Source organism: Desulfitobacterium sp., assembly GCF_035539115.1.
GTDB lineage: Bacteria > Bacillota > Desulfitobacteriia > Desulfitobacteriales > Desulfitobacteriaceae > Desulfitobacterium_A.
The window spans coordinates 44,853-56,757 of record NZ_DATLJA010000063.1 but is presented as its reverse complement, the minus strand read 5'-3'; the positions used below and the strand labels follow the sequence as shown (position 1 = coordinate 56,757).

The 11,905-nt window shown below is 43.5% G+C and carries 15 protein-coding genes, 2 pseudogenes and 1 riboswitch; of the genes and pseudogenes, 4 read left to right on the top strand and 13 right to left on the bottom strand.

Going from position 1 to position 11,905, the window contains the following annotated elements; all coding sequences use genetic code 11:
- The 12 genes and pseudogenes from VM640_RS11315 to VM640_RS11260 form a co-directional block, all read right to left on the bottom strand.
- On the bottom strand, nt 1–182 hold a 182-nt coding region (locus VM640_RS11315; RefSeq protein ID WP_325392249.1), incomplete at its 3' end, for a hypothetical protein.
- Nucleotides 183–255: 73 nt separating this feature from the next.
- Nucleotides 256–1,485: an IS110 family RNA-guided transposase gene (locus VM640_RS11310; RefSeq protein ID WP_325392247.1), complete on the bottom strand. Its 1,230-nt coding sequence runs from the start codon at nt 1,483–1,485 to the stop codon at nt 256–258.
- A gap of 287 nt (nt 1,486–1,772) precedes the next feature.
- Nucleotides 1,773–1,928 (bottom strand): annotated as a pseudogene (rd, locus tag VM640_RS11305) (rubredoxin); the annotation flags it as partial.
- A gap of 21 nt (nt 1,929–1,949) precedes the next feature.
- A pseudogene (gene rd / locus VM640_RS11300) lies at nt 1,950–2,111 on the bottom strand (rubredoxin); the annotation flags it as partial.
- Nucleotides 2,112–2,286: 175 nt separating this feature from the next.
- On the bottom strand, nt 2,287–2,727 hold the full coding sequence (mscL, locus tag VM640_RS11295; protein WP_325392246.1) for a large conductance mechanosensitive channel protein MscL: 441 nt from the start codon (nt 2,725–2,727) through the stop codon (nt 2,287–2,289).
- Nucleotides 2,728–3,093: 366 nt separating this feature from the next.
- Nucleotides 3,094–3,693 (bottom strand): nitroreductase family protein, encoded by a 600-nt coding sequence (locus tag VM640_RS11290; protein WP_325392244.1) that lies wholly within the window; start codon nt 3,691–3,693, stop codon nt 3,094–3,096.
- A 198-nt stretch (nt 3,694–3,891) separates the two neighbouring features.
- Entirely contained in the window at nt 3,892–4,038 is a 147-nt protein-coding gene (locus VM640_RS11285) for a hypothetical protein (protein ID WP_325392242.1), read from the bottom strand.
- On the bottom strand, nt 4,035–4,421 hold the full coding sequence (locus VM640_RS11280; RefSeq protein WP_325392240.1) for a GGDEF domain-containing protein: 387 nt from the start codon (nt 4,419–4,421) through the stop codon (nt 4,035–4,037). Before VM640_RS11280 ends, VM640_RS11285 begins: the two co-directional genes overlap by 4 nt.
- On the bottom strand, nt 4,366–4,524 hold the full coding sequence (locus tag VM640_RS11275; RefSeq protein WP_325392238.1) for a hypothetical protein: 159 nt from the start codon (nt 4,522–4,524) through the stop codon (nt 4,366–4,368). Before VM640_RS11275 ends, VM640_RS11280 begins: the two co-directional genes overlap by 56 nt.
- Before the next feature lie 145 nt (nt 4,525–4,669).
- Nucleotides 4,670–5,683: a cobalt transporter CbiM gene (cbiM, locus tag VM640_RS11270; RefSeq protein WP_414647967.1), complete on the bottom strand. Its 1,014-nt coding sequence runs from the start codon at nt 5,681–5,683 to the stop codon at nt 4,670–4,672.
- A 62-nt stretch (nt 5,684–5,745) separates the two neighbouring features.
- A complete protein-coding gene (gene cbiQ, locus VM640_RS11265; RefSeq protein WP_325392255.1) occupies nt 5,746–6,684 on the bottom strand; it encodes a cobalt ECF transporter T component CbiQ in 939 nt (312 codons plus the stop codon).
- Nucleotides 6,685–6,998: 314 nt separating this feature from the next.
- Entirely contained in the window at nt 6,999–7,292 is a 294-nt protein-coding gene (locus VM640_RS11260; protein ID WP_325392234.1) for a LapA family protein, read from the bottom strand.
- Nucleotides 7,293–7,496: 204 nt separating this feature from the next.
- Here VM640_RS11260 and VM640_RS11255 point away from each other — a divergent pair, with 204 nt between their 5' ends.
- Complete coding sequence (locus VM640_RS11255; protein ID WP_325392232.1) at nt 7,497–8,024, top strand: ferritin; 528 nt, start codon at nt 7,497–7,499, stop codon at nt 8,022–8,024.
- Nucleotides 8,025–8,191: 167 nt separating this feature from the next.
- Here VM640_RS11255 and VM640_RS11250 read toward each other — a convergent pair whose 3' ends face one another.
- A complete protein-coding gene (locus tag VM640_RS11250; RefSeq protein ID WP_325392230.1) occupies nt 8,192–9,238 on the bottom strand; it encodes a phosphodiester glycosidase family protein in 1,047 nt (348 codons plus the stop codon).
- A 165-nt stretch (nt 9,239–9,403) separates the two neighbouring features.
- Nucleotides 9,404–9,506: riboswitch (TPP riboswitch) on the top strand.
- A 187-nt stretch (nt 9,507–9,693) separates the two neighbouring features.
- On the opposite strand from VM640_RS11250, the gene thiS reads away from it, so the two are divergent.
- From thiS to thiH, 3 genes are read left to right on the top strand one after another with little or no spacing between them, the layout of a single operon-like run.
- Nucleotides 9,694–9,897, top strand: coding sequence for a sulfur carrier protein ThiS (gene thiS, locus VM640_RS11245; protein WP_325392228.1), 204 nt, complete (start codon nt 9,694–9,696; stop codon nt 9,895–9,897).
- 2 nt (nt 9,898–9,899) lie between these two features.
- Nucleotides 9,900–10,688 carry a thiazole synthase gene (locus VM640_RS11240; protein ID WP_325392226.1) on the top strand — a complete coding sequence of 263 codons (789 nt, stop codon included), beginning with the start codon at nt 9,900–9,902 and terminating at the stop codon, nt 10,686–10,688.
- Complete coding sequence (gene thiH, locus VM640_RS11235; protein WP_325392224.1) at nt 10,688–11,815, top strand: 2-iminoacetate synthase ThiH; 1,128 nt, start codon at nt 10,688–10,690, stop codon at nt 11,813–11,815. The genes VM640_RS11240 and thiH overlap by 1 nt, the downstream gene beginning before the upstream one ends.
- Nucleotides 11,816–11,905 lie beyond the last annotated feature (90 nt).

Sequence of the window (11,905 nt, the reverse complement as noted above, 5' to 3'; positions counted from 1 at the left end):
AAGAAAACTTGGCTAGCACCAAGCCCTAGCGAAGGTGGTAGGCCTAGTTGCCTTATCCTGCCGGACTTAACCACTTGCATCGTAGGAGAATGAAAGCCGCTGGTTGCACTTATACTATCTGCCCCAAAATTTATACTTTCTACCCTGAAAACAATTCTTCGTTTCAAATCTCTTAAGGGCAAAAATGTCCCCCCAAACCCGCAGGTTTCAGATTTTTTCAAAGCCAATCCTGGGGTATTTAGATTCTTTAATAACTTAATTGGCAATAGTCAATGCTTCAGGGTTGTTTACTGTGACTTCAATTCCTAAGTTTTGTAAAGTCTTTAATGATCGTTTAATTGTATAGTTCTTTCTTCGTCGGTCAAGGAAATCAACACCTAGGTCTTTGTACTTTTCTCGGGTCTTGAGCATGTTATAAATAATCACCAAAATCGTATGGCCAACCGCAACTGCGGCACGATTTGCTCCTCTTCGAGCAGCTATTCGATGATATTTAGCCGATAGATACGTATTCTTGCTTCGGGCTGCCGCCCAAGCAGCTTCTGTAAGCGTTCTTCGAAGAGCATTATTTCCTTTGCGCGTTCGACTGGCTTTTCGTTTCCCTGCACTCTCATTCTGACCTGGAGACATTCCTGCCCATGATGAAAGATGGGCATCGCTTGGAAATCGACTCATATCTGTCCCAATTTCAGCAATGATTTCTTCAGCTGAGCGCCGACCAATGCCTGGAATGGTATCCAAAAGCTCCAGGTCTTCCTCAAAAGGGAGTGTACGATTCACTACTTCTCGATCAAGATTTCCAATCTTTTGATCTAAAAAGTCAATGTGTTCAAGTTGGGTAGCGAGGATCATCTTCTGATGGGCCCCAATTAGTCCTTTCAAGGCTTTTTCGAGAGCTTCTTTCTTATTCTTGAGTCGTCCTTTTGCTAGGGATGCTAACAATACGGGATCATTCACATCCTGAATAATCGCATCAATCATTGCTCGCCCTGATACTCCTAAAATATTGCTAGCTACCGAGGCAAGTTTAATATTAGCTCCTTCTAAAATCTTCTGAAGCCGGTTGACCTCACGAGTACGCTCTTCGATTAAGCTTCGGCGATAACGGACTAATTCACGAAGCTCTCTCTGGTCTCGATCTGGAATATAACTTCCTTTAAGAAGTCCATGACGTAAAAGATCAGCAATCCACTCTGCATCCTTAACATCTGTCTTACGACCAGGAACGGCTTTAATGTGTTGAGCATTGATTACAAGTGTTGTCTCAACTTCATTTAGCTCTAAGAGATTGTAAATCGGTTTCCAGTAAACACCGGTGCTCTCCATGGCCACACGGGAACACTCTTTGCTCTTGACCCACTCGACCAAAGAAATAATATCTTCGGTCATCGTACCAAAACTTTGAATTTCTTTACCTTTTGGGGTGATGCTACAGGCGACGATAAGCTTCTTATGAATATCTAACCCACAACACCTTTCATACACGACTTACATATGCGCTCCTTCTACGGCAGTAGATTTGCTACGGCTAGTGCAGCAACCTCAAGGGAAATATTCTACCCTACGTTCTAATGAAACAATTTGTGGTGCACTAGACCGCTGAGGTCCGTCTGTTAGTCGGGCTCAAAAGCACCAAGAAAGTTCGACCTCGATCGCTAGCCGTATAAGGTATTAATTGCCAGAGCACCAGTTTTCATTCTTTGATGGTGCCATTGGTGGCATGGGGGTCTGTTAGTATAAATAAAGCGGGCCGATGGCCCGCTCACAAATCATTAAATAACTTCAAATTCAGCTTTTGCTACACCGCACAGGGGACAGACCCAATCATCCGGAATATCCTCAAAAGCGGTTCCTGGAGCAATGCCACCCTCAGGATCACCTAGCGCGGGATCATAGATATACCCACAACCTGGACATAAGTACTTTTTCGTTGGGGAAGCTTCTTTCTTCTCCTTGACGACTTCAAATTCAGCTTTTGTTACGCCGCATAAGGGACAAACCCAATCGTCTGGGATATCCTCAAAAGCGGTTCCTGGAGCAATGCCACCCTCAGGATCACCTAGCGCGGGATCATAGATATACCCACAACCTGGACATAAATACTTTTTCATTCTCAAATCCTCCTTTTGTTCCTAAAGCTGACTTTCTCGGTCTAGTCAGTATTTCTACTGAATCAGTCGATATTCCTGCTCTCATAAATAACTTTTCAAGTTACGCCAGAGAAATTCTCCTCCATCTAACCGAGCTCTTCCTTTTGGCACACGACATCTATCAACTTTTTGTTACTTAATCCTTCAGTTCTGAGGTGCAATGTGGACACCGAGTAGCAGCGATCGGTATTTCCGTATAACAATAAGAGCACACTTTTGTTGTCGGTTCAGCAGGTACTTCTTCTTTCTTTTTTGTAAAACGGCTTAACTGTCTAATCACGAAGAAAATAGAGAAAGCAACGATCAAGAAGTCGATAATATTGTTAATAAAGAGTCCGTAATTTAAGGTTGGAACGAGTGCTTTTTTTGCTTCTTCGATTGTAGCAAAATGCCCACTTCCAAGCGTAATAAACAAATTGGAGAAATCAACTTTACCTAATAAAACTCCAACTAAGGGCATGATAATATCATTTACGAGAGAGGTAACAATTTTACCAAACGCGCCTCCAATGATAACCCCAATGGCTAGATCGACCACATTGCCCTTCATCGCAAATTCTTTAAATTCTTTCAACATATGCGTATTCTCCTTTGTACCCAAAAGCTGGGTAATTTTTGCGGAATCTAGCCAGAAACATAAAGGTAACATGTTCAATACGGGAATTGCAATGGTTTTTTCGTAAGAAGCTTTCTGGATTATAGGTATTATATCATAAGAAGAATACTCTTTAACACGTGAAAAAATAACATCACCCTTAGCTTAAGATGGAATAAACTTTGATGCAGAATTTTTGATTATGCTTATTGGACCATCACAAAAGGAAGAGGCTGCTTCACAACAAACTAACCATTTCGTTGTGCAACAGCCCCTCTACTTTACTGGTGAGACACCCCACTCAATTTTCACATACAGGATTTTTTGGCACTGCTACCAGAACAGAGCTTATTTGAAAACCTTAACTCGTCCATCTAAAGGCAAAACCTCTTTTTCAGACGCCGAACCAATAGGTTTGCCAAAAGGCATTTGACCAAGGAGCTTCCAATCGCTTGAGATATTCCATTCTTTGCTTACTGCTTCATCAATCAGAGGGTTATAGTGCTGTAAAGAAGCTCCCAAACCTTCATTGTCTAAGCCTGTCCAAACGATAAATTGAAGAATACCTGAAGATTCGAGCGACCAAACCGGGAAATTATCAGCATAAAGGGCAAATTTTTCTTGGAGCCCTTTGATAACGCTTTGATCTTCAAAAAACAAGACGGTTCCATAGCCATTCCGGAAGGAGTTGATCTTTTCTTCCGTTGGGGCGAAATTTTCTGCTGGAACGAATTTTCTTAAGGTTTCCATGGTTATATCCCACAACTTATTGTGCTGTTCACCTAATAACAGAACCAATCGACCACCTTGGGAATTAAAAGCGGTCGGAGCATATTCTGCCGCCCGTTCAACGATTTCTTGAATTTGAGCATCCGAAATGGGTGATTCTTTACTGAGGGCGTAAAACGTTCTTCTTTCTTTCACTGCTGTTTTAAAATCTTTAGACATGATAATTTCTCCTTTCAATTTGACCATTACATAGGAAACTTAACCGCAGGGTATACAGGTGATTTATTATGTAGAAACTACGAATCGGATTTAAATTTACACTTCTCTATTACTTATTATAATTAAGTTAGTGTTATTTTGTCAAGTAGTTACTTTTAGATAGTATACTTTTTGATACTTATATTCTTAACCTTTAACTTACGTATTACGCGCAGCGAAACCTTTCCTCTCTGCTTTTTCCAACCTTTTGGCTTCTTGAGCATAATAAATATTCCACTCACCCGCCAAAAACGAGCTGACACACATTTTCAAAGACATCGACAAAACGGTCTTTGGTGTGTTCATCTTATCCACTCCACCCTATTTCTACCCTTGTTTTTGGCTGCATACAACGCTTTATCGGCACATTCTATTAAATGTCTAACCGTCTCCCCCTCGGAGGACTCGATGCTATGGACTCCAAAGCTAGCTGTAATCTTTACCGACTTGTTCTCAGATATGATTACTTCATCCTCGATAGCCTTACGCATCGTTTCAGCGATTTTACAAGCGCTCTCCAAGTTTGCTCCTGGAAGACAGATTAAAAATTCCTCTCCACCATACCTTGCCACCCAGTTACTTTCCCTTTTAACGCTGTCTGAAAGGACTACCGAAAAAAGTTTTAAGACACGATCACCAACAGAATGTCCATACGCCTGAACTACATATCGTTTCTCCTCGCGACGCAATAACTTTCTTTGTGATAGGGTCGACTAAACGGATATGCTCATACATTTTATCGACAACTTTTAGACTGTCAAAAATCTTTTCACTTTCTTCTTCTATTGACATTATGGTTCCTCCTGACAAGTCCCAAACAAAGCGTTAGCACTTTTTCATTCAAAAAAAGAAAAAGTGCATACATTACTTATGCACTTATATTTGACATAAATTTACAATATTCCTACATTATATACCCAATATTTTAATGGGCTTCTCATTCAGACTTACGCACATGCCGCTGAATTATAAACGCTATTAACCCAATGACAAGTAACCCCACGAAGGCAGACACAAGATACACAAGTGCTTGTTGCCAGAAGGACTGATCGAACCCCGCTCGACCATAATCCGGGAGCAAGCTATGTTTCCAAACGTCACCAAATTTCTGAAACCCACTCGGCAAGAAGCCTAGCTGTGCGTGCAATTCTTCCTGGCCCCATTCCCCCCAGGCGGTCCCTGACGCTAAGAGTCCCAATGGACTGAGTACAGCCAGGATGACGATACCGAGCACGAACTTGCCGTAACGAAAAGTTTTAGTCGGTTGATCAGATGTTTGTCTTAATTGTAGCATCGCCGGGTTGGTCCGTTGTAAGTAAATTACCACTAAAGCTGTAATTAATCCTTCAATCGGACCCGCTATCGTCAAATGAGAAAAAAGCATCGCTGGCACCGCAATATATAACCCATAAGGACTATAAAGGGGTATTCCATCCGGGGTGTGAAAGAGAAGAGGTTGTAAGCCAAACTCAATTCCCGTACAAAGAGCAGCAACGTTAAGCCCTATGTATCCAGCAATCGCCGCTGCAATCCATTGCCGTTTCGACTGAACGTTGCTTCTGCCTGCAATGAGCCGATAGACTCCATAGCTGACAAAAGGTAAGACCACAGCCATGTTAAAAATATTTGCACCCAAAGCCAGAATCCCGCCATCTCCAAAGAAGAGGGCTTGCAGAGTCAACGCAATCGAGACCCCAACCATCGCGGCCCAGGGTCCGAGCAGAATTGATAAAAGAGTTCCGCCAACGGCATGGGCAGTCGTCCCATCCGGTATCGGAATATTAAACATCATAATCGTAAAAGAAAAGGCGGCTCCAATGGAAAGTAAGGGAACATATTTGGCTTTGACAGTGTGAGCCGTTTGATAAGCAGCTCCAGCTGCGGCTATGGCACTTGCAATTCCTAAGACTGCATCCGTTTGTGGACTCAAATACCCATCAGGAATATGCATAAACACTCCTCCTTCATTCATGGGAAGCAAGAGAACCGTCCCTACATTTGAACCGTTTTCTTTCATCCTCCCAGGACTTTTTCCGCGGCAAACATGATCAGTCCTGCTAAAATAACGAACATCAAAATAAGAATATCTTGCCAGCCCAGTCGAGACTGGTGAAGGATACGTATTTCCCCTGTATAGCCTCGAGCGGTCATGGCATTATACACTTCCTCGCTCATTTGCAACGACTTTCCAAATAATCCTCCCATGGTTGTCGCTACAAATCTCCGTTGTTCCTTCAGCGAGGACTGTCCTGCATCACGCGCTTTACGCGCGATAAAGATTTCCTCCATGGCCTTAACTAAAACGAATATATAGCGGTAGGTCATCTCCATTGTAACGATGAAGATTCGCGGTACCAAGAAAGAGTGCAAGGCACGCAGCATCTCCATCCAACGTGTGCTTAGAGTGAGAACTGCCGCTAAAGAAACGGAGATACCCACCCTGCTAACCAACAGGATTGCTCCTGCTATCCCCTGTTTCGTCACAGCCAAAGTCGAAGGCAAGGTTATCGGACCAAGGCTAAAAGAGTGTCCAAAATTCCATATCATCCAAAGTGATTCGCCCGGTCGTACCCAGTTAAAAATTGACGGGAGCACCATGATCCCCGTAAATAAGGGAATAACCAACCAAACTCGAGAAATCACCTGACGCACGGGTAAATGAGACAAAAATGCCACCCCGAGCAATACAAAATAAAAGGTCCAGAGTAGGGCAAGGTTTGAGCCCAAATTGATAACGACCAAGAGATAAAACAGGGACATCACTTTTACCCGTGGATCCATGTGTTGTAAGAACCCCTGTCGCATCGCAATTTCTTCAGAAAGCACAGCTTCACGTAGAAAGTTCACAATATCATGGAGGGTCTTCTCGATAAAGTTCCCTTTACGCCGACCACCACAGCCGCAACGACACATCGAAGGGCTCGTCTCATTTAACCAAATTGGAAGTTCCATCACGCTATCCTTTCTCCAAAAAAGAAAAGATCATAGAGTGACCCTCTACGGGGTCAGACCTCCATGGTCTTTTTTAATCTTCTTTTTAGTACTAACAGAAAGTATAAGTCTGGGGGCAGATAGTATAAGTGCAACCAGCGGCTTTCTTTATTCTGCTCGTTTTGGATCATTTCTAGGTCATATTAATTGGGTGTTATTTAACTATTCAAACTATTCGACATCTCAGTATTAATAACCTTCTTAAATAATAGAAGTTCAAAATATTTTTTTAGGGTAATTGATATTTCTCTCGAGATGTCGAGATGTTAAGAAACTTACTTTTGATCCGGATTAGATTTCTCTGGAGGGGTCTTTTCTTTTGAATCAAGGTCCTTTTCTTCTACTGGTATGGTCGATATAGCCTTATTTTTCTTTTTTGGACGAAATTGACGCCACAAGGCAATTAAAAAAACAATAAGTGCTCCTGCCAGCACTGAGCCTATAATGACGAGAACCAGAGGAACCTGTGTCGTTATCCAAAATAAATTAATAGCGACTGGAGCCGCATTTTGGATCGCAAATATCGCAATAAGTAACGCAAAGGCTAACGTTAAAATCAATAAATACATTCTAATCCCCCTTATCTGAATTTACACCGTTTGATTTAATCATTATATCATTTTCGCTCCCTATTTTACGATAATTTTCGAGCTCGAAAATCTTTAAAATTAAAATCAAAATTAAATTTGGTTAGTAATTTCTGATTTTCACGGTAATTACCTTGACAGTCCTTTTTCCTTGTGTCAGATTAAATGTAAAGGAGTGTGATCGATATGATCCATGAAAAAATGCAGGAAGCCCTAAATCAACAGTTAAACAAAGAATTTTATTCCGCCTATTTCTATCTGGGAATGGTTGATTATTTTTCACATCTTGACCTTGAAGGTTTTGCCCACTATTTTCGGGTTCAGGTTCAGGAAGAACGGGATCATGCCCTCGGATTTTTCAATTATTTGTTAAAGACCGGCTGTCCCGTCCAACTTCCTTCGATTGCTCAACCCCCACAGAATTTCAACAGCCCCTTGAATGTGTTTGAATTAGCCCTTCATCACGAAGAATTCGTGACCCAATCGATTTACTCTTTAATGGACGTCGCCCAAGAGGTCCGGGATCATCAGACACAAGTTTTTCTGCAATGGTATATCACGGAACAATCCGAAGAAGAAGATAATATGACTCGTGTTTATAACCGTCTCAAGTTGGCTGGTAATGAAGGTTCTGGGCTATTCATGATTGATAACGAACTGGCCCAACGCCTTTACACCCCGGCAGTGATTCCTGGAGTGACGTTAATAATTTAACAGAACCTTTAATCACGAATGACCTAAACTCGCATCAACATAAGAAGTAAGTAAGTAACAAACCAACAAGAACGCGAACCTCTTCAGCACATGCTTTCGAGGTTCGCGTTCTTGTTTTTGAACCCGTGTCTAATTTGAATTCCTTTTTCAAACGAATTTCTTCACATTTACTTAACAATGAAGAATGAGGGCAGATGGCGTTCCCCATACTGACTCGAAGGGTGATTCACAATCTGTTGATTATAATAGAGAATAGTTGAAGCGCCGCCGTCGAGATTGGCCACATTATAGGCGCCATACTTCAGCATGATATCCTGGACATCTTTAAGGCTTGCACCTACTGAACTCACTTGACGTCCGTCAATGACCAACATCAAGATCGTGCCATCCCGGGTTTGTCCAATAGCCGTCCTTGGAGCAATGCCCCATCCCCCATCTCCTTGGGTGATCGCAGGTTTACCATTGACGACGAGGAAAGGACTAAACGAGACTGCATCCCGAATATCCATCTTCTGAATTTGTGGCAAAGTATAATGTCCTAAAATTAGCTTATTGTTATGATCCAAACCAATCAAATCAAACGTGTTTACACTATCTTTGTGCTGAATTTTCCCCCCTGAGATGAGAATACCCAATGGCCTTCCGCCGCTTCCACTACCCTCTGGATCGCTAAAGCCACCTCCGTTGATGACGGCGATAGCCCCAGTCTCCTTAGCTATCTCTTCTGCCATCTCTCCCCGCGTGCCGAGATAGCGAGTTCCCGCAACCTCGACCCGTGATGGATCCTTTATCTTAAGTAAATATCCTTTAAACCCTTTTTGACTGATGTCAACGAGTTCAATCCCTTTATTATGGGGCGTACCCAGGGTACTGATCGCGGAAGGATTAGAATTTCCCAAATCAGCGGCTTGATTACTGTCCATAATTTTTTGAATCTCAGCATCGCTAAAAAACCAAGTTGCTAAATACTGGTGATTCATCGTTGTCATCGCTGTGGTCACCCACAAATTACGTAACCCCTCAAAAGGGGGGAAAGGTGCAAATCGAAACCCAATAAATAGAAGGGAAAGAAGGATAAGAAAACTAAAGCTTCTCCCCAGAACCCGACTAAACCTCCTCTTTTTGCGGCTGTAGTGGTAGACCCCTGCAGGTTTTCCATGGAGTCGCGGCTGCATCGTCGGGCGTGTAGACCCGGGAATCCCTGTACTACCCATAAAAACTTCCTCTCTCAAATAAAGCTCTATAATCGACAATTATCTTTAATATACACTATTTCAAGTTAAATGAGGTTAATAATTCATTAAGACTGTAGAAAAAGCTCAGCCCTATTTACAAATACGGAGAAGAGTCTTATAATTCTCCCAGAGTTATACACAATTGCATAGTGCAGGGGGTGCTCCACGGGGAGCTGAGAAAGAATGATCTTAACCCTTAGAACCTGATCTGGTTAAAACCAGCGTAGGGATGCTGAAAACTGTCTGAGTAAATTCAGACTCACAAGATAGGAATAGGCTTACCCCTTCTGGGTAAGCCTTTTTTATTTTACTAACAGAAGGTATAAATTTTTGGCAGATAGCATAAGTGCAACCAGCGGTTTTCGCTTTCGCAAAGCTCGGCGAAAGCCTGGTTTTCTTTATCGCAAGCTCGTCTTAGGAGAGGAGGTTAAGAAATGCTCGTTCAGATTAACGGGAAACCCTTGGAGCTCTCGAATGAGGTCTCACTTTTAGCCTGGATCGAAGAACAAAAGATTCCGCCTGGGACCGCTATTATCGAGTATAACGGAGAAATTCTACCGCAGGATCGCTGGAAAGCCACCTTTCTCAAGGATGGGGATCAGCTAGAGGTTTTAAAATTTGTTGGAGGAGGACGTTAAAAATGGAGAAAGTAGCAACAGATATTTTTAAAATCGGGGACAAAGAACTTTCCAGCCGTCTTTTCATCGGCACAGGAAAATACGCCTCAAAAGAAATTGTACCCAAGGTCTTGGAGGCCTCCAGTTCGCAAGTGATTACCCTGGCGATTCGCCGAATTGACTGGAAAAATCCCCAAGAGAATATGCTCAATTATATTCCGAAAGGTATGACTCTCCTGCCCAATACGTCCGGTGCTCGGAACGCTGAAGAAGCTGTGCGGATTGCGCGGCTTGCTCGTGCTGCAGGATGCGGAGATTGGATTAAAATTGAGGTAATTCAAGACCAGCGGTATTTGTTACCGGACAATTATGAGACCTTAACGGCTACCGAGATTTTAGTCAAGGAAGGCTTTATCGTCTTACCTTATATGAGCCCTGATCTGGGAACAGCCCGCCGTTTAAAAGATGTGGGGGCTGCCGCGGTGATGCCCTTAGGCTCGCCGATTGGGAGTAATCGAGGAATTCAAACCAAAGAACTGGTTCGTATTTTGATTGAAGAAATCGATTTGCCGATTATTGTTGATGCGGGAATTGGCCGTCCTTCGGAAGCTGCTGAAGCTCTGGAAATGGGTGCTGCTGCCGTTTTAGTGAACACCGCGATCGCTACCGCCAACAATCCTGTCACTATGGCAAGCGCTTTCCGTTTAGCCGTAGAAAGCGGAAGACTCGCCTTTTTAGCAGGGCCTGGCTCGCGCCAGCAAGCCGCTGAAGCCTCTTCGCCGTTAACCGGTTTTCTTAGGGAGGCGGAATAATGTTTTATGATCAACTAACGCTCTGGAAGAAGGAACTCCGCAACGATTCATTTGAAACCTTCACCGCCGCAGATGTGACTCGCGCTATAAATAAAGAACATCTCGCCCCCGTGGATCTTCTCGCCTTGCTTTCCCCTGCGGCTCTTCCTTACCTGGAAGAGATGGCTCAAAAAGCACACCAGATTACCCTGCAGAATTTCGGTCGAACGATCCAAATATTTGCCCCCCTCTACGTCGCCAACATTTGCACCAATAAATGCGTCTATTGCAGTTTTAACATAGAAAACGAAATTGTCCGCCGTAAGCTAACCTTGGAGGAAGCCGAACGTGAGGGAAAAGCCATTGCTGCTAAGGGAATTCGGCATATCTTAGTATTAACCGGGGAATCCCGTAAAGAAAGTGGACCGGATTACATCGCAGCCTGTGTTGAACGTTTAAGGCCGGTGTTTTCCTCAATCGGTCTTGAAGTTTATCCACTGAAGGAAGAAGAATACAAACAGCTTTATCAAGCAGGCGTCGACACCATGACCATGTTTCAGGAAGTTTACGACGAAGGAATCTATGCTTCGGTTCACTTGGGTGGACCCAAACGAATTTACCGCAATCGTTTGGATGCCCCGGAGAGAGCTTGTAATGCTGGACTTTCCGGGGTTACCCTGGGGGCGTTGCTTGGTTTAGGGCATTGGCGGGAAGAGGCTTTTTTTACAGCACTGCATGCTGATTTCTTGATGAAAACTTATCCTGGTGTTGAAGTCGGGGTATCTGCACCGAGAATGCGTCCTCACGTGGGCTCGTATCAACCTCAATGGCCGATCAACGATACCGAACTCGTTCAAATCATGCTGGCCTATCGTCTCTTCTTACCCCGTTTGACAATTACCCTCTCCACACGCGAGAGTGCACCTCTCCGTGATGCACTCTTGCCCCTCGGCATCACGAAGATGTCCGCCGGATCACGCACTTCCGTTGGTGGATATGACGAATCGACTGAAACTGGGAGCTCGCAATTTGAGATTTCCGATGAGCGAACCGTAGAAGAAGTGACGAAGATGATCCGTTCGCAAGGCTATCAGCCGATCTTTAGTGATTGGCTCGACTTCCGTGAAGGATGTCGTAACCTGGGATGAATCCTTTTACTTCAAAAGAAGAGTAGGTCAGTGAATATGAGCCAAAGAGGGTTGGGTATGAAATGAAGAAGGTATTAAAGGGAGCGATTG